Source organism: Qipengyuania sp. Mu-71 (assembly GCF_036867055.1).
In the GTDB taxonomy this organism is placed as follows: Bacteria; Pseudomonadota; Alphaproteobacteria; order Sphingomonadales; family Sphingomonadaceae; genus Qipengyuania; species Qipengyuania profunda.
Genome location: NZ_JBAJHR010000002.1, coordinates 411805 through 428070, shown reverse-complemented (window position 1 = coordinate 428070; position 16266 = coordinate 411805). Strand labels below are relative to the sequence as shown.

At 62.5% G+C, this 16266-nt stretch carries 18 protein-coding genes and 1 pseudogene; 11 read left to right on the top strand and 8 right to left on the bottom strand.

All coding sequences use genetic code 11. From position 1 onward, the window contains the following. The first annotated feature begins 99 nt into the window (after window positions 1-99). Entirely contained in the window at window positions 100-468 is a 369-nt protein-coding gene (locus V6B15_RS13960; RefSeq protein WP_253520560.1) for a response regulator, read from the top strand. Here the strand turns inward: V6B15_RS13960 and V6B15_RS13955 are convergent. Beyond that, a complete protein-coding gene (locus tag V6B15_RS13955) occupies window positions 465-1058 on the bottom strand; it encodes a Pycsar system effector family protein (RefSeq protein WP_334201683.1) in 594 nt (197 codons plus the stop codon). The genes V6B15_RS13960 and V6B15_RS13955 overlap by 4 nt on opposite strands. A gap of 161 nt (window positions 1059-1219) precedes the next feature. Here V6B15_RS13955 and V6B15_RS13950 point away from each other — a divergent pair, with 161 nt between their 5' ends. Genes V6B15_RS13950 through V6B15_RS13940 form a run of 3 tightly spaced genes read left to right on the top strand, consistent with a single transcriptional unit; the run spans window position 1220 to window position 3197 of the window. Continuing rightward, the gene (locus V6B15_RS13950) at window positions 1220-1462 is read left to right on the top strand and encodes an acyl carrier protein (protein WP_253520564.1); all 243 of its coding nucleotides are present in this window, start codon (window positions 1220-1222) and stop codon (window positions 1460-1462) included. Beyond that, entirely contained in the window at window positions 1462-2712 is a 1251-nt protein-coding gene (spt, locus tag V6B15_RS13945) for a serine palmitoyltransferase (RefSeq protein WP_334201682.1), read from the top strand. The genes V6B15_RS13950 and spt overlap by 1 nt, the downstream gene beginning before the upstream one ends. 53 nt (window positions 2713-2765) lie before the next feature. Continuing rightward, entirely contained in the window at window positions 2766-3197 is a 432-nt protein-coding gene (locus V6B15_RS13940; protein ID WP_334201681.1) for an OsmC family protein, read from the top strand. Window positions 3198-3209: 12 nt separating this feature from the next. Here the strand turns inward: V6B15_RS13940 and V6B15_RS13935 are convergent, their stop codons facing one another. After that, complete coding sequence (locus V6B15_RS13935; protein ID WP_334201680.1) at window positions 3210-3863, bottom strand: YqaA family protein; 654 nt, start codon at window positions 3861-3863, stop codon at window positions 3210-3212. Between the two features lie 196 nt (window positions 3864-4059). Between V6B15_RS13935 and V6B15_RS13930 the strand changes: the two are divergent. The 7 genes and pseudogenes from V6B15_RS13930 to V6B15_RS13900 all read left to right on the top strand — a co-directional run bounded on the left by V6B15_RS13930 (window position 4060) and on the right by V6B15_RS13900 (window position 10257). After that, window positions 4060-5022: pseudogene (locus V6B15_RS13930) on the top strand (IS1595 family transposase). Between the two features lie 269 nt (window positions 5023-5291). Further along, entirely contained in the window at window positions 5292-5804 is a 513-nt protein-coding gene (locus tag V6B15_RS13925) for a hypothetical protein (RefSeq protein ID WP_334201679.1), read from the top strand. Between the two features lie 175 nt (window positions 5805-5979). Continuing rightward, window positions 5980-6132, top strand: a complete 153-nt coding sequence (locus V6B15_RS13920) for a hypothetical protein (RefSeq protein ID WP_334201678.1) — start codon at window positions 5980-5982, stop codon at window positions 6130-6132. Window positions 6133-7109: 977 nt separating this feature from the next. Continuing rightward, window positions 7110-7859, top strand: coding sequence for a GTA baseplate fiber-binding domain-containing protein (locus tag V6B15_RS13915; protein WP_334201677.1), 750 nt, complete (start codon window positions 7110-7112; stop codon window positions 7857-7859). A gap of 12 nt (window positions 7860-7871) precedes the next feature. Beyond that, window positions 7872-8330: a DUF2793 domain-containing protein gene (locus tag V6B15_RS13910; RefSeq protein WP_334201676.1), complete on the top strand. Its 459-nt coding sequence runs from the start codon at window positions 7872-7874 to the stop codon at window positions 8328-8330. A gap of 190 nt (window positions 8331-8520) precedes the next feature. Further along, window positions 8521-9633: an OmpA family protein gene (locus tag V6B15_RS13905; protein WP_334201675.1), complete on the top strand. Its 1113-nt coding sequence runs from the start codon at window positions 8521-8523 to the stop codon at window positions 9631-9633. Window positions 9634-9729: 96 nt separating this feature from the next. After that, complete coding sequence (locus V6B15_RS13900) at window positions 9730-10257, top strand: superoxide dismutase family protein (protein WP_334201674.1); 528 nt, start codon at window positions 9730-9732, stop codon at window positions 10255-10257. On the opposite strand, the gene V6B15_RS13895 is transcribed toward V6B15_RS13900, so the two are convergent. The 6 genes from V6B15_RS13895 to V6B15_RS13870 all read right to left on the bottom strand — a co-directional run bounded on the left by V6B15_RS13895 (window position 10254) and on the right by V6B15_RS13870 (window position 16206). Beyond that, window positions 10254-11846 (bottom strand): MFS transporter, encoded by a 1593-nt coding sequence (locus V6B15_RS13895; RefSeq protein ID WP_334201673.1) that lies wholly within the window; start codon window positions 11844-11846, stop codon window positions 10254-10256. The two genes, V6B15_RS13900 and V6B15_RS13895, sit on opposite strands and share 4 nt — an antisense overlap. Before the next feature lie 4 nt (window positions 11847-11850). After that, window positions 11851-12564 (bottom strand): 7-cyano-7-deazaguanine synthase QueC, encoded by a 714-nt coding sequence (gene queC / locus V6B15_RS13890; RefSeq protein WP_334201672.1) that lies wholly within the window; start codon window positions 12562-12564, stop codon window positions 11851-11853. Between the two features lie 44 nt (window positions 12565-12608). Continuing rightward, complete coding sequence (locus V6B15_RS13885; protein WP_320181151.1) at window positions 12609-13010, bottom strand: hypothetical protein; 402 nt, start codon at window positions 13008-13010, stop codon at window positions 12609-12611. A gap of 113 nt (window positions 13011-13123) precedes the next feature. Continuing rightward, window positions 13124-14029 carry an Hsp33 family molecular chaperone HslO gene (gene hslO, locus V6B15_RS13880; RefSeq protein ID WP_334201671.1) on the bottom strand — a complete coding sequence of 302 codons (906 nt, stop codon included), beginning with the start codon at window positions 14027-14029 and terminating at the stop codon, window positions 13124-13126. A 51-nt stretch (window positions 14030-14080) separates the two neighbouring features. After that, window positions 14081-15004: an ornithine carbamoyltransferase gene (argF, locus tag V6B15_RS13875; protein WP_334201670.1), complete on the bottom strand. Its 924-nt coding sequence runs from the start codon at window positions 15002-15004 to the stop codon at window positions 14081-14083. Between the two features lie 14 nt (window positions 15005-15018). Beyond that, window positions 15019-16206: an aspartate aminotransferase family protein gene (locus V6B15_RS13870; RefSeq protein ID WP_334201669.1), complete on the bottom strand. Its 1188-nt coding sequence runs from the start codon at window positions 16204-16206 to the stop codon at window positions 15019-15021. Window positions 16207-16266: the final 60 nt, after the last annotated feature.

The window sequence follows — 16266 nt, the reverse complement described above, 5'->3', positions numbered from 1 at the left end:
CCTCGGGTGCCCGCGCATCATTGCCTCTTGGTTCGCGAATAATTGTCAGCGCTCCCGCTTTTGCATAAGGCCACGCGCATTGCATGGAGGTCAGGCCAAGTGGCAAAGAGAATCCTCGTTGTCGAGGACAACGATCTCAATCGTAAGCTGTTCTGTGACGTGTTGAAGGCCAACGGCTACGAGGTGGTGCCCGTGTCCGATGGACAGAACGTGCTCGCCACCGCCAAGCGCTTCGGGCCCGATCTGGTGATCATGGACATCCAGCTGCCCAATATCAGCGGGATCGACCTGATCGCGCAGCTCAAGCGGGAAAGCACGCTCGCTGAAGTGCCGGTGCTCGCGGTGACAGCCTATGCCGGCAAGGGTGACGAGGAGCGGATCCGCGACGCGGGCGCGGCGGACTATCTCGCCAAGCCGGTGTCAATTGGCCCCTTCATGACCGCTGTCCGCGCGCTGCTGCCCGACTAGCTGATCGCCATTTCGATACCGAACACCGCCAGCGTCACGAACAGTCCGGTCATGAACACCTTGTAGGCCAGCGCGAGGAAGCGGTATTTCTTCCCCGCCAGCACCTGGCCGTTCTGGTACATGTCATGCGCCATCGTCTCGAACACGGTGCGGTCGGTTTCGAGCCGGGCGAGCAATTCCTCGGTCCATTCATCCTCGTCCATCCAGGTGTAGTGGCCGAAGAAGATCAGATTGCGGTTCTTCACCGGGCCATCGGGCCGCCCGACCTTGGGCAGCACCGCCATCACCGCGCAGAGCGAACTGGCGAAGCTGAAGCTGGCGAGGATCATCAGCGAGACCGGCATCTCCCCGGTCAGCGCGCGGCTCACCGAAAGCGAGAAGACAAGGAAGGTCGCGCCGAGCAGGATCGAGGCCTTCTGGTCGGCCATTTGCGACAGCTTGAGCGTGCTCATCTGCGCGGTGCGCATCAGGTGGATCGCGTGGTTGGAATAGGTCGTCTCGCGCTTCGCCCGGACCGAATCCGGCGGGCGGCCATCTTTCACGGCGGGACCTTCCGCCGATGCCGGTTTTGCGCTTGCTGTATCGCTCATCCGTTTTCCCCTGTTCGAACAGACGATTGCGACTTTTTCCCAAGCTTGCCATTGCGGCCTGCGCTTGACAAGGACCGCCACAAGCCGCTTTGCCCGCGGCAATCATTCGCGCGCTGCCCTGGTAGCGGGTGCGCGCACCACAAGGATTGGAAACCCCCGCCATGGACCGAGCCACAGTCGACGCCAAGATCCGCGAACTGGCCGAACCCTTCAACAAGAAGGGTGTGGAGATCACCGAAGCGACCACTTTCGCCACCGATCTGGAATTCGACAGCCTGACCGTGATGGATTTCGTCGCCGCCATTGAGGACGAGTTCGACATCATCATCTCGATGAACCAGCAGGCCGAGATCGAAACCTACGGCCAGCTGGTCGATACCGTCACCCGGTTGCAGGCCGACTGATGAGCGAGGGCATTTCGCAACCCGACAAGCCGCAGGCGCTCGAGGGAGAAGGCAAGGACCTCTTCTCCAAGTTCGACGACATCATCGCGCTGCGCGAGGGGCTGTTGTCGGCCGGACAGGAAGATCCGTTCAACCTGGTGATGGAGAAGGTGCTCTCGCCGACCCGCGCGATCTGCAACGGGCGCGAGACGATCCTGCTCGGCACTTACAACTACATGGGCATGACCTTCGACCCCGACGTGGTCGAGGCGGGCAAGCAGGCGCTCGCCGATTTCGGCAGCGGGACCACCGGCAGCCGCGTTCTGAATGGGACGTACCAAGGTCACAAGGAAGTCGAGCAAGCGCTCATGGACTTCTATGCCATGGACCACGCGATGGTCTTCTCGACCGGCTACCAGGCCAATCTCGGGATCATCTCGACGATCGCCGGCAAGGGCGATTACATCATTCTCGACATCGACAGCCACGCCAGCATCTGGGACGGCTGCGCGATGGGCAATGCCGAAGTGGTGCCGTTCAAGCACAACGATATCGAGGCGATGGAAAAGCGCCTGCGCCGCGTTCCCGAAGGCGCGGGCAAGCTGGTGGTGCTGGAAGGCGTCTATTCGATGCTTGGCGATATCGCCCCGCTCAAGGAAATGGTCGCAGTCGCCAAGAAGTACGGCGCCATGGTGCTGGTCGACGAGGCGCATTCGATGGGCTTCATCGGCGAGAACGGGCGCGGCGTGGTCGAACAGGCGGGCGTGCTCGACGATGTGGATTTCGTTATCGGCACGTTTTCCAAGAGCGTGGGCACGGTTGGCGGGTTCTGCGTTTCCAACCACCCCAAGTTCGAAATCATGCGGCTGGTCTGCCGGCCCTATGTCTTTACCGCCTCGCTCCCGCCGAGCGTGGTGGCGACCGCCTGCGTCTCGATCCGCAAGCTGATGCACGGGTCGAACAAGCGCGCGCATCTGTGGGAAAACTCCAAGACGCTGCACAAGGGGCTCAAGGATCTCGGTTTCCAGCTCGGCACCGAGGAACCGCAAAGCGCGATCATTGCGGTGATCATGCCCGACCTGGAAAAAGGCGCGGCGATGTGGGAGGCGCTGATCAAGGGCGGTCTCTACGTCAATCTCGCCCGTCCGCCCGCGACCCCGGCGAATATGACGCTGCTGCGCTGCTCGCTCTGTGCCGAGCATAGCGAAAGCGAAGTCAGCGAAATCCTCTCGATCTTCGAAGAAGCTGGCAAGGCGGTCGGGATCATCTGATCCGGAACGAACCGGCCCGATGAGGCGTCCCATGGTGGAAAGGAGATTCCACCATGAAGACGACCAATTCAGGCAGCGCGCGCTACGAGGGGCTGGGCAAGGACGGCAAGGGGCATGTCAGCACGCAATCGGGCGCGCTGAAGGACCAGCCCTATGGCTTCCAGACCCGGTTCGAGGATGCGGCGGGCACCAATCCCGAAGAGCTGATCGCGGCGGCGCATGCCAGCTGCTTCACCATGGCGTTGTCGTTCAAGCTGGCCGAGGCGGGCCATAGCGACGGATCGGTCGAAACCGAGGCCAAGGTGACGCTGGAGAAGGGCGATGATGGTTTCGCCGTCACCAGCTCCGCCCTGTCGACCAAGGCCAAGGTCCCCGGGCTCGACCAGGCGAAATTCGAGGAACTGGCGGCCGATGCCAAGGCCACCTGCCCGATCTCGAAACTGCTCAAGGCCGAGATTACGCTGGAAACCGCCTTCGAAGGCTGACCGGCAAAGTGCTCAGGCGGCCGGGACCACCTCGGTCGCCTGCGCGCAGGGCCCGCCCTCTTCGCCTTCGCTTCCGCCCAGCTGCGTCAGCGCGATGACCCCGCCGACCACCAGCAGCACAAAGATCGTGGTCACCGTGCCGAGATATTCGTCGATCACGCGCTTGATCGGCGCGCCGAAGACGCGGAACAGAATGCCCACGGTCATGAAAATCAGCGCGCGGGCGAACAGGCTGGCGAGCACGAAGGTGACGAGGTTCATGCCGATGAAACCGGCAGTGATCGTCAGCAGCTTGAACGGTACGGGCGTCGCGCCCGCAATCAGGATCGCTTCGAAATCATATTCGCGCAAATGGCAGGCGGCGATGGGAAACGCCTCGGTCAGGCCCAGCGCGCCGATCAGCCACACGCCCACCGTGTCGTACAGCCCCCAGCCAATCGCATAGCCGAGCAGCGCGCCCGCGACCGATGCCAGTGTGCAGACTAGCGCGAACTTCACCGCCTTCTTGGGTTCGGCGAGGCACATCAACCCGAGCAGCGGGTGCGGCGGGATCGGGAAAAAGGACGATTCGACGAAGCTGAACAGCGCCAGCCACCACACCGCATGCGGGTGCGAGGCCTTGGCCATGGTCCAATTGTACAACCCGCGCAGCGGTTTCATGATCATGGTATTGGGGGAATCCCTAGCATCGCGTGATGCGGCGGGATTAGGCGAGCCCCGCAGCGTAGGCAAGCGCGACGGAATAACCTATTTGGTTCTTTTCTATTGGCATCGTCACGCTTTTTGGGTACATACAAGGCGATTATGTACTTTACAAACCCAGTCTCTTGCCCTCTAACCAAAGGGGTAAGGAGCAAGCAGAATGTCGGTACTTTCCAGCCCCCACTTTCACGACGAAGCCAAGGCTTTCGAATACCTTGAAAGCATCGTGTGGGCGGACGGAGTCGTCTGCCCGCATTGCGGTACGGTTGGCGGTCGCGTGTACGATCTAAGCGGCGTTCGCTCGAAGCCCTCCAAGAAGCATCCCAAGGGCAAAGTTCGCCACGGCCTCAAGAAGTGCGGCCAGTGCCGTAAGCAGTTCACCGTCAAGGTTGGCACCGTGTTCGAACACGCACGCATCCCCCTTACGAAGATGCTCCAGGCCGTTCACCTGATCGTGTCGAGCAAGAAGGGTATCAGCGCCCACCAGCTCCACCGAGTTCTCGAAATCAGCTACAAGAGCGCTTGGTTCCTTGCTCACCGCATCCGCGAAGCAATTCGCTCCGGTGATCTTGCCCGCCCGTTCGGCACCAACGGCGGTGCGGTGGAGGTTGATGAAACCTACATCGGCCACAAGAAGGGCAAGGAAATGAAACGCGGCGGTTGGGGCCACTAGAACACCGTTCTCGCACTCGTTGACCGCGAGAGCGGCCAGAGCAAATGGTTCCACGTCGAGAGCGCCAAGTTCGATCAGATCCAGCCTATCGTGCTCGGCAACATACACCGCGAGGCACGTCTAATGACCGACGAAGCCCGCGTTTATAAGCCGATTGGCAAACGCTTCGCAGAGAACGGCACCACGCTCCACGGTGGCGGCACCTATGTCGATCCGACCGATCGCACCATTCACACCAACACGGTCGAAGGCGCGTTCTCGATCTTCAAACGCGGCATGCGCGGTGTGTACCAGCATTGCGGCGAGCAGCACCTGCACCGCTATCTTGCGGAGTTCGAGTTCCGCTACAACACGCGGGAAGCGAACGGCTACAGTGACCGGGGCCGTTCGGTTGCAGTGGTCAAGGGCATCGTCGGCAAGCGCCTCACCTATGGGGTCGTTAACCAATAATCCACAAGCCAGACGCGTGACCAAACGGAAGACTGGTGCGCGACGGAGGCGGGATTGTCGGTGGAGAACGGCGAGGCGGATTATTCTAAAAGAGTAATCGCGAGACCATCGCGTGGATGGTTTGCGTTCCTGCAGTTGACTCGATTCGGGAATCCTGCCTAGATGCACGAAACCCCCAAAATCCCATATGGGACTCGGGGGCTTCATACGGCCTTAAGCTGTTCTTTGCGGAGCGAGCTATGAGGCCACTGATAATAGGAGGCACTATAGTGCCGGATGCACTTGACACTGTCAAGGCGCTAGCTGCGGAGCTGCGCCGCCTTTCCCAAGCCGCCGAGCTAGAAGAGCCTGCACGCGCAAAGCGCCAGCAGGAGCGCGCCGAGGCTATGGATGCTGTTGCCCAGGAACTTGAAACCGCTCGCAAGCGCCTTCGGCCTGTAACGGGCGACTTCGGAGACCTTTCTGACTTACCCGAAGAGGTGATGGCGCAGCTCAATCTCTCCAAGGTGGACGAGCTTGAATTGCAGATACGCGACATCATCGCCGCCGCAGATGGCGAGGAAATCGGAATCGATCAGATCATCATTGAACTCTACCGTCGGCACAAGGTCGTACAGGAACGCAAGTTCATCATGAACAAGCTCTATCGCATGGGCACCAAAGGCCTGATCCACAGCGTCGATGGCAAGAAAGGCGTGTACCATCTCCCGCGACCGGCGCAGGCTTGGACGAAAAGTGGGGCAGGTGCCTACGACGACCTAGACGAAGAGATTCCCTTTTAATGTGCGAACGCCCCACCCTTTCGGGCGGGGCGTTCTGGAATGTGGGGCTGGCTTGGTGCGAGGTAGTGACTTCCCATCTCCGACCTCGAGGATTCAATTCCCTCCAGCTCCACCAATCTTGTGTCTTCATACAGGACATATATCATAGCCGCAACGGCCTTAAGGAGTGCCGAAAATGGGCGACGAAAAGCACCAACTCGACAAATTCAAGGACGCTGCGCGCGAACTTGAATGCGACGACGACGAAGCTAACTTTCGGAAAAAGTTGGGAGAGCTTGTCAAAAACTCGAAAGACGGTCAGAAAAGCGAAACCCCCGGAGGGCCGTGAGGCTGTCCGGGGGCTCTGTCTAGTCCTAGCCATCGCTGGCGTCGGCTCTCAAGCGTGGATTTAGTGTGTAGTGCCACTTCGTCAAGAAAATATTGAGGCGGAGGTTACTCCTGAATTAACCCGTGCTTTCGAGCGCACAGTGTCACCCGAGCGTTGGCGAACCTACAAGCTCGCAGCAGGGTTTCATGAGGAAACCGCCCTACGCCTCTATCTATGGAACGCTGCAATCGGGCAAAGTTTCCACTTCCCGCTGCAATCTACAGAGGTCGCGCTGCGCAACGTTGTTCATGCGTCTTTAGCAGCACTTTACGGCCCAAATTGGGCACACGACCCAAACTGCCGCCATATGCTAGGGCCGCAATTGGGCGACGATCTTGTGAAAACAGAGCGCCGCCACCACAACCGATATTCTGCACAACCCACGACGCCTCAAATGGTGGCATCTCTTTCTCTCGGGTTTTGGGTCGCCCTCATTCGACAGGGTTTTCACGGTTCAATTTGGGCCTCACAGACCGCCAACGCGTTCCCTCACCTAGTGAACGGTGATGACATGATGGATGTCAGCAGAACGGGTACCGCCATCCAAGACTTGCGCAACCGGATATTCCACCAGGAGCCGCTCATCGGTCACAACCTGTCACAAGACTACGGCGACATTCTCAAGATGCTCGGTTGGATATGCCCAGAAACCCGAGAGTGGGTAAGGTCCCACTCTTCCGTCCCGAAGGTTATTCGTGAGAGGCCGAGGCGCTAAGAACACCAATCCGGTTATCCTAACCCACGCATTTTGGCGGTTTTCGGGCATGGGTTTGTAAAAGACATAATCGCCACTTCCGTGGGACGGTAGCGGAGCGAGCGGATCGATCCAGCGGTTTGCCGCGGTCGGGGCGCCGACCGGGCGCTGGTCCGGCGCCGCGCTGTATGAGCTTGCGGGCAATGCGCTCGTCCCGCTGACGGAGAGCGGCCCCGTCCGCGCCGTGAGCGGCAGCTTGGTCGTATCACTTGGTGTCAGCCCCGGGTTGCGGTTCGAGGGTTCGGCATCGATGCAGGTCGCACTGGAAGATCACGAGGCCGAACTCGAACCTGCTACGCCCCACGCCATCGCGCGCGGCGCCAACCGCCTGCTGGTAGGGAGCGAGATCGTCCAGTTCGCGCAAGCCCAACCTGTGGGCGAAGGCGTCTGGGAGCTTACGGGATTGCTGCGCGGCCGCGGCGGTAACGAGATCGAGGCGCTGGCGGGGCATGTGCCCGGCACGCTGGTCACGCTGCTCGATGATCGTCTGGTCGAACTGCCTGCCACGCTCGCCCTGGGCGTAGGGAGCGAACTGGCCGCAATCGGATCCGCCGATCCCGATCCGGTGGTCGCGCCCCTCGAGAACGGGGGCAGGACCCGGCGGCCGCTGTTTCCGGTCCAACCACGAGTGCATGCGACGCCGGGAGGTGGCCTGATCCTCACTTGGACTCGCCGTGCGCGCGGCGGCTGGAGCTGGCTCGACGAAGTCGAGCAACCGCTCGTCGAACAGGCGGAAGCCTATGAGGTGGGGCTTGGCGATCCGGACAAGCCGCACCGGCTCTGGGCAACCCCTGCGCCGCACCTGCAGCTGGCACCGGCAGAGATCGCCGCGCTTTCCTTGCTCCATCCCGGACAGTCATTGTGGGTCCGGCAAAAGGGGAGCTTCGCGCTCTCGGCCCCGCTCCATCTCACCCACATTCCCGCATCCAGCTAACAGGATATTGCGATGACCGAGCCCGCTGCCTTCGACACCACGACTCCGCGCCAAGCGCTCCCCCTGCTGGTGGCGGGGCAGGCGCAGAAAGAATTTTTCGTCAACGAAGCTTTCGCGCGGATCGATGCGCTGCTCTATCCGGTCGTCGAGGGTGTGGCCAGCACCCCACCGGCCTCGCCCACGCCCGGAGATAGCTGGGTAGTCGCCGATCCGGCCAGCGACGAATGGGCGGGTCATGCACATGCATTGGCCAGCTGGGACGGCGCACAATGGACCTTTTGCGCCCCTACCGAGGGCATGCAGGTCTTCGACCGCACGCTCGGTGCGCGCCGGGCCTTTCTTGGATCATGGCAGTCTCCGACGCGGCCCGCCCAACCCACGGGCGGGACCGTAATTGACACCGAGGCACGCGCAGCGGTCACCGCCATTATCGACATGCTTGCAACACTTGGGGTTATTCCGCCCGAATGACGGGAACCGCAGGCCTCCACTGTCGTTCGGCTGTCACGGAAGGGGTCCACACGACGGAACTCGTTCTCATCGTGCGGGAAAAGCGGTATTATTACCACAGTTCCCGGCGATTGTTTGCTTGCCACCTTTGGGGTAGAAAGTTAGATATGTTCCACTCGGTGGCTCCAATTCGCAAAAAGGGGAAACTATAATGCGGAAATTCGTCATAGGAATGGCGATGGCCTCTACGGCCCTTGCATCGCCTGCCCTGGCAAAAGACGACAGCTGGTATATCGGCGCCGAATTCGGCTCGATGCTTGTCGAAGATGCCGATTTCGACATCAATGATACGGCCGAAGCGCACGAAGTCAGCCATGACTTCGGCTTCGACGGCGGCGGCTACGTCGGCTACGACTTCGGCGGTTTCCGTCTGGAAGCCGAAGTCAGCTATCGCCAAGCCGATGTCGATGGCATCACAGTCGGTGCGCCTGGCCTGACCTACGGTCCCGGCTCGGTTGCTCCAGCAGGCTTCTACGATGTTAGCGGTGACGTTAACGCGCTTTCGTTCATGCTCAACGGCCTGCTGGACTTCGGTCCTGATGACGGCCTGCAGGGCTATGTCGGTGGCGGTGTCGGCGTTGCCCGTACCAGCTACGAAGTGACCCCCTACTCCAACCTGGCATCGTCGATCGACGATTCGGACAGTGGTCTTGCTTGGCAGGTTCTCGCTGGCGTGCGCGCTCCGCTGACCGACAATGTCGACGTCGGCCTGCGCTATCGTTACTTCAACGCGGAAAGCGTGGAACTGGTCGATCTGGGCGGTAACTCGCTGGAAGACACTTTCACCAGCCACTCGCTGATGGGTACGTTGTCCTACAACTTCGGTGAGCCGGCTGCTCCGCCGCCGCCTCCCCCGCCGCCGCCGCCGCCGCCTCCCCCGCCGCCTCCGCCCCCGCCGCCTCCGGCGCCGGTTTGCGAGACGGGTCCGTACATTGTCTTCTTCAACTGGGACAAATCGGACATCACTCCGGAAGCAGCGACGATCCTCGACAACGCGGTTTCGGCCTACGCCAACTGCGGCACTGCCGCAGTCATGCTGGCTGGTCACACCGACCGTTCGGGTTCGACGACCTACAACATGGGTCTCGCCGAGCGTCGTAACGCTTCGGTCCGCGGTTACCTGAGCTCGCGCGGTATTCCGGATACCCGGATCACCAGCGAAGCCTTCGGTGAATCGCAGCCGCGCGTTCCGACTGCCGACGGTGTTCGCGAACTGCAGAACCGTCGCGTCGAAATCACTTACGGTCCGGGTTCGGGCATGTAAGCGAGGCGACACGCCAAAAACACGAAAGGGGCCGGAGCAATCCGGCCCCTTTTTCGTTGGCTAGAGTAGATCGCCGTTCAATTCGAAAGGATCGCCATGTCATCCCGTCTTCTGCTGCCCTCGCTCGCCGCCCTGCTCATGGCAGGCTGCACCACGGTCGACGACCTGCCGAGCAACCGCGTTGGCGAAACAACGCTGTATTTCGCCAACGGCCTGCCTGCCGGAACCGTCCAATTGTTGAGCAATGGCCAGACCGTCTCCGTGGCGATCGCCGCAATCGGCATGTCGCAGGGCGAGCACGGGTTCCACCTGCATACGACAGGTGCGTGTACTGCCCCCGACTTCACCAGCGCTGGCGGCCACCTCAACCCTGGCATGGCCACACACGGCTCGATGTCGCCAGGCGGAAAGCATCTGGGCGATATGCCCAATCTTACGATTGGCGCCAATCGCACCGGCACGGCCGAGGTCGCGCTCGACGGCAATGCCCGCGATGTGATCGATGATATTTTCGACGCCGACGGCACGGCTGTCGTCGTTCACGCAGGCGCCGACGATTACCGCACCGACCCTGCCGGCGACGCCGGTGCCCGGATTGCCTGCGGAGTGCTGAAGCCGGTCTAGATCGGCTCCCCGGCCGCGCGGGCGCGTTCGACCACGCTTGCCGCTGCCTGCGGCACCAGCTTCAGCGCCGCGATCAACAGCACCAGCCCGAACGGGGCGGCGACCAGCGTCGACAGCACGCCGAGCGACAGGTCGTCACCATTGGTTGCCGAGACGTAGCCGGCCATGAACGGGCCAAGCCCCAGCCCGATAAGGGTCGTCGCGAGGAAGAAGGTCGCAGTTGCCAGCCCGCGCATGCGCGGCAGCACCAGCGCCTGGCTCGATGCGGCAGCGGCCCCCAGCGCTGCGGCGCTGAGCATCTGTGCCAGGAACGCCCCGATATAGAACAGCACGACATCGTCGGTCGTATAGGCCAGCCACATGGCGGGAAGCGGAGTGACCAGACCGAACAGGATGACCCACACGCGGCCCGCAGGACGGCGTTCGAGCAGGTAGTCGGCCATACGCCCCCCGAGGATCACGCCAAGGAAACCGGCGACTGCCGCCGGCGCGCCGAGGAACCAGCCCAGGTCGGTCTTGTTTACGCCCAGCGCGCGCTCGGCATAGGGCGCGCCCCAATAGGAGGCGGCATAGGCGGTGAAGGCGACCGTCCCGTAGCCGAGGATGATGCACAGGAATGCAGGCGAGCCCCAGGTCAGCTTGAAGGTCGGCAGGTCGCGTGCGCGCAGGCCCATCGCCCAGCTGAAAACAGCGTAATAGCCGACGCCCAGGAACAGCCATTGTTCGAACACGCCCGTCAGGCGCCACAGGGTCCAGGCGAGCGCCGCAAAGAAGGCCGCGCCCAGCAGGTTCAATACCAATGCCCCGGTTCCGCGCGCCGCAGCTCCGAAGATCGTGAACGGCGGAATCACCTGGAAAAGCTCGCGGAAGAAGCCGCGGAAGGGTTCCGGGTCCTCGGGCGTCATCAGACCGTCGATCGCGCCGCGCACCGGTTCGCGCAGCGTCAGTACCCAAAGTGCCAGTGCCAGCCCCGGAAGTCCGACCGAGAGGAAGGCCGCCTGCCAACCGACCAAGCCCACCAGCGGCCCGCCATCGGGGTACGCCGCGTTCCAGTTCTCGACCACCAGGCCGCCGATCAGCAGCGAGATGCCGCCGCCGATATAAAGGCCCGACGAATAGATCGCGAGGGCGGTGGCGCGCAGGCGTGCCGGAAACCAGTCGGAGATCAGCGAATAGGCCGATGGGCTGGCGGTTGCCTCGCCCACGCCCACGCCGATCCGCGCCACGGTCAGCGTCGTCGCGTTCTTCGCGAAGCCGGACAGCGCGGTCATGGTCGACCACAGCGCCAGGCCGATGCTCATCAGGCGGATGCGTTTCCAGCTGTCCGCTAGCCTGCCGAGCGGGATACCGAAGAGCGCGTAGAAGACCGCGAAGGCGGTACCGTAGAGAAACCCGAGATAGTCATCCTCGACACCGAGATCGGCCTTGATGTCATTGGCCAGGATCGAGAGGATCTGGCGGTCGATGAAATTCAGGACGTAGATCAGGACCAGGACGCTGAGGGCATACCAACTGTATGCCGGGACCTTGTCCGCCCCGACGCCGGTTGCTGCTTCGGTCGGCGCGGCGGCGTCGTTGGCTTGGCTCAATTCCCTACTCCGTCAGTTCAGGGGCATCCTTGGAATAGGGGGTGGTATCGACAAGGCCCGCCTCGGCAAAGCCTTTTCGCCGCAAGCGACAGGAATCGCAGGCACCGCAGGCAAGTCCCTTGGCGGTCGGGTCGTAACAGGACCAGCTCCACGCCGGATCGAGACCCAGCCGATGGCATTCGCGCGCGATATCCGCCTTGGTCATATGCTGGAGCGGCGCATGGATTGCGAAGGGTGCCCCCTCGATGCCCTGCTTGGTGCCCAGCCGCGCGGTTTCGGCAAAGCTGGCGATGAATTCGGGTCGGCAATCGGGATAGCCCGAATAGTCGAGCGCGTTCACGCCGATGAAGATGTCACGCGAGGCCGCGGTTTCGGCAAAGGCGGTGGTCAGCGCGAGAAACACGAGATTGCGTGCAGGCACATAGGTCACCGGGATATCGCCGCCATCAACCCCGGTCTTGGGCACATCGATATCGTCGGTCAGCGCCGAACCGCCGAACCGGCGCAGGTCGAGCGGCAGTTCCACATGGCGGGTCACCCCGAGCCTGGCTGCGATTCCGCGGGCCGATTCCAGTTCGCGGACATGGCGCTGGCCATAGTCGATCGTCAGCACGTGCAGGGCATGGCCGCGCTCGCGGGCGATGGCGGCAGTGACCATGGAATCGAGCCCTCCCGAAAGCAGGATAACGGCGGGTCCGGGAGTGTCGGCTTTGTTCATGCCCGTCCGCTATGCGCGAACGCGGTAGCCTGCAAGTCGCGCGGTTAGTCGCAGCCACCCGTCCGGCGTGCCTCGGCAGTAAACTGGAAAGGCTTGCCGCCCGCGATCCCCTGGCTGTCGATCTGGACCAGCGTGTCGGATTCCTTGCGAATATGCGTGCGGCCATAGCCATTGCCGCGGCAGGTATATTGCACCGTCGTCTCATTCGCAGAGTTCTCGACCACGAAGCGGTTGCAAGTGCTGTCGGGGTGGCGCAGCTGGATCAGTTCGCGGCCGGTGCGCACGCATATCTTGCGCACCGACCCGCCATCGCGCGAGCGGACTTCCCACCCACCATGCGTGAGCGTGTCGAGCATCGTCAACGATGCCTGCGCAACGACCGGCGCGGCCAGAAGTGCAGCCGGCGTAGCCAGCGCTGCGAACAGGAACGCTCGTGTGCGAGCCATAGGGAAAGTGACCTTTCGTCGGCGGGACCAGTCGCGGTCGTGATTCGGTGTCGATACGGCAGATGTAATACAGGAAATTGTCAGCGCGGCGTTGTACGGCAACGACACGCTGGTCAGACGTCGATGGCGAACTGCCTGGAACAGAATGCGCAATCGACCAGGACGATCCCGTTCTCATCGCGCATGTCGACACGCTGATCTTCGGGAAACCGCTCAAGCACGTCGCGATAATGCTCGACCGAACAGCGGCATCCGCGCTCGATCGCGGCGCCACGCTGGATGCGGACCTCGTCCTCTTCGTGGAACAGGCGCCATGCAATCGCCTCGAGCGACAGTCCGTCATCGAGCAACTCGTCATGGCGCAGCGAACCGGCGAGGATCGCGACATGCTCCCATTCGGGATGGTCGAGCTGAGAGTGCAGGCGTTCGCGCCCCTCTTCGCCCGAGGGCAGATGCTGCACCAGCATCCCTGCCGCCCGCACGCCCGCTTCGTCCGAGCGCACTGCGCAGCGGATCAGCGTGGGCACCTGCTCGGACTGGTAGAAATAGCGCTCGCAGGCTTCGGCGAGGCTGTCCCCTTCGAGCGGGACGATACCCTGATACCGCCCCTGGTCGCCGGCAAGGTCGAAGGTGATCGCGAGATAACCCTTGCCGAACAGCGCAAAGAGCGAAGGGTTCGCGCCCAGCTCGGCAAGCTTGGCCGGGTCGAAATCGACATAGCCGCGCAGTTCGCCGCCCTTGTAGTCGCATACCAGCAGGCTGACCGCGCCCGCCTCGGTCTGCGCCTGCATCGTGACCTGCGAGCCGTCTTCCTTGACCAGCCCGCCCATCAGCACCGCAAGCACCAGCGCTTCGGCAAGCAGATGGGTGATCGGCGGCGGATAGTCATGCGCGGCGAGGATCTGGTCCAGCGTGTGGTCGAGCCGCACCAACCGGCCGCGGGCATTGCGCGTCGGAATGGTGAAGGCAAGCAGGCGGCCCGAGTGGGTCTCTTCGGTCATGTCGGGAGTAGCGTTCATCGCCGCCATATGGGGCGCGTTCGGCAAAATGGTAGAGCGCGGGAAGCGCCGCTAGATTTTATCGAAACACCACAACAGGACCGACTTCTGCGCGTGGATCCGGTTCTCCGCCTCGTCGAACACGACCGAGCTGTCGCCTTCGAAGACCTCCTCGGTCACTTCGTCGCCGACATGTGCGGGGAGGCAGTGCAGGAACTTCGCTTCCGGTTTGGCCGCGGCCATCAATCCGCGCGAAACCTGGAACGGCGCCATGGCGGCGAGCTTGTTGTGAACGTGCTCCTGCCCCATCGAGACCCAGGTATCGGTGACGATGATGTCGGCCCCCGCGGCTGCCTCCTGCGCATCCTGCGTCAGCGTGACGGTGGACCCCGCCGCGCGCGCCAGTTCGACGAATTCGGCTTCGGGTTCGTAGCCTTGCGGTGTGCCGATCCGGACGTTGAACTTCATCAGCGCGGCCGCTTCGAGAATCGAATGCAGCACATTGTTGCCATCGCCCAGCCACGCGAGTTCGAGCCCGGGCAACGCCTTGCCATGCTCGATCATGGTCAGCAGATCGGCAACGATCTGGCACGGATGCGAGCGATCGGTCAGCCCGTTGATGACCGGCACGCTGGCGTGGCGTGCCATTTCCAGCGCCTTTTCATGATCGTCGGTGCGCAGCATGATCGCATCGACCATCCGGCTAAGCACACGCGCAGTATCGGCAATGCTTTCACCGCGGCCGAGCTGGGTGGTACCCGAATCGAGGATAAGCGCCGAACCGCCCAGCTGGCGCATGGCGATATCGAAGCTGACCCGCGTCCGGGTCGAACTCTTCTCGAAAATCATACCGAGCACATGGCCCGCCAGCGGAGCATCCGCATCGGCCCTGCCCTTGGGCCAGTCCGCGCGCGCCGCCTTGCGATCCTGCGCGTCGTTGATCATGGCGGCGATCGCATCCCCGCCAGCGTCCGAAAGGTCGAGGAAATGCCGCATGCTCGCGCTCCTGATCAGTTGGCCGGATCGTAGCTCGCGGCACCCGCCGAAAGCTTGTCGAAGAACTCGTCGAACTCGGCATCGCCGGCGACCAACGGGGGCAGCACGCGCAGCGTGTTGTCGCCCGCAGCCACTGTCAGCAACTGGTGATTGTCGCGCAGGTGGACGAAGAAGGGTCGGCTTTCGACCTTCATCTTGATGCCCAGCATCAGCCCCTTGCCGCGCACCAGTTCGAACAGTTCGGGATAATTGCCGATGAACTGCTCGAGCCGCGTACGCAGCCGCTCGCCCTTCTCGGCGACCTCGGCGAGGAACTCGTCATTGGCGACAGCTTCCATCACCGCCATGCCCGCCGCCATACCGAGCGGGTTGCCGCCATAGGTCGAGCCGTGCGAGCCAAAGCCCATACCACGCGCCGCCTTTTCGGTGGCGAGGCAGGCGCCCAGCGGAAAACCGCCGCCGATCCCTTTGGCGCTGGCCATGATGTCGGGTTCGATGCCGTAGTGTTCATAGGCATAGAGCTTGCCCGTCCGCGCGACGCCGCACTGGACCTCGTCGAACACCAGCATGAGGTCATTCTCGTCGGCGAGCTGGCGCAGGCCGTGAATGAACGCATCCGAACCCGGCCGGATGCCGCCTTCGCCCTGGATCGGTTCGACCAGGAAGCCGGCGGTCTTGTCGCTCATCAGCGACTTCGCATGGTCGAGATTGTCGAATTCGGCATATTGGAACCCGGCGAGCAGGGGGCGGAAGCCCTGATGCATCTTCTCCTGATTCGACGCGCTGATCGTCGCCATCGTGCGCCCGTGGAAGGCATTGGTGAAGGTGATCAGCTCGGTCCGGTTGGCATCGCCATCCGCATGCTGATGATAGGCGCGCGCGGTCTTGATCGCGGTTTCGACCGCCTCGGCCCCCGAATTGGTGAAGAACACCGTATCGGCAAAGGTCTTGTCGACCAGCTTCTGCGCCAGCGCTTCGCCCTGCGGGCTGCCATAGAGGTTGGAGACGTGCATCAGCGTTTCGGCCTGGCGCTGGATCGCCCCGATCAGCCCGGCATGGCTGTGCCCCAGCAGATTCACCGCGATACCGCTGGCGAAGTCGAGATAACGCGTGCCGTCTTCGTCGATCAGGTGACAATGTTCACCCTTGACCGGGCGCACCCCGCAGCGGGGGTAGACGGGCATCAGCGGTGAAATCGACATGGGTCCTCCAGCGGCACCCCGGGCGGGTGCATTACTCGGGTGAAAGACAAATGGCGGTCC

Excerpts from the sequence above, each read along its gene's own strand:
- spt (WP_334201682.1), top strand. The coding sequence starts at position 1,462 with ATGAGCGAGGGCATTTCGCAACCCGACAAGCCGCAGGCGCTCGAGGGA.
- V6B15_RS13950 (WP_253520564.1), top strand. The coding sequence starts at position 1,220 with ATGGACCGAGCCACAGTCGACGCCAAGATCCGCGAACTGGCCGAACCC.
- V6B15_RS13900 (WP_334201674.1), top strand. The coding sequence starts at position 9,730 with ATGTCATCCCGTCTTCTGCTGCCCTCGCTCGCCGCCCTGCTCATGGCA.
- V6B15_RS13885 (WP_320181151.1), bottom strand. The coding sequence starts at position 13,010 with ATGGCTCGCACACGAGCGTTCCTGTTCGCAGCGCTGGCTACGCCGGCT.
- V6B15_RS13920 (WP_334201678.1), top strand. The coding sequence starts at position 5,980 with ATGGGCGACGAAAAGCACCAACTCGACAAATTCAAGGACGCTGCGCGC.
- queC (WP_334201672.1), bottom strand. The coding sequence starts at position 12,564 with ATGAACAAAGCCGACACTCCCGGACCCGCCGTTATCCTGCTTTCGGGA.
- hslO (WP_334201671.1), bottom strand. The coding sequence starts at position 14,029 with ATGAACGCTACTCCCGACATGACCGAAGAGACCCACTCGGGCCGCCTG.
- V6B15_RS13935 (WP_334201680.1), bottom strand. The coding sequence starts at position 3,863 with ATGATCATGAAACCGCTGCGCGGGTTGTACAATTGGACCATGGCCAAG.
- V6B15_RS13940 (WP_334201681.1), top strand. The coding sequence starts at position 2,766 with ATGAAGACGACCAATTCAGGCAGCGCGCGCTACGAGGGGCTGGGCAAG.
- V6B15_RS13905 (WP_334201675.1), top strand. The coding sequence starts at position 8,521 with ATGCGGAAATTCGTCATAGGAATGGCGATGGCCTCTACGGCCCTTGCA.
- V6B15_RS13870 (WP_334201669.1), bottom strand. The coding sequence starts at position 16,206 with ATGTCGATTTCACCGCTGATGCCCGTCTACCCCCGCTGCGGGGTGCGC.
- argF (WP_334201670.1), bottom strand. The coding sequence starts at position 15,004 with ATGCGGCATTTCCTCGACCTTTCGGACGCTGGCGGGGATGCGATCGCC.
- V6B15_RS13955 (WP_334201683.1), bottom strand. The coding sequence starts at position 1,058 with ATGAGCGATACAGCAAGCGCAAAACCGGCATCGGCGGAAGGTCCCGCC.
- V6B15_RS13910 (WP_334201676.1), top strand. The coding sequence starts at position 7,872 with ATGACCGAGCCCGCTGCCTTCGACACCACGACTCCGCGCCAAGCGCTC.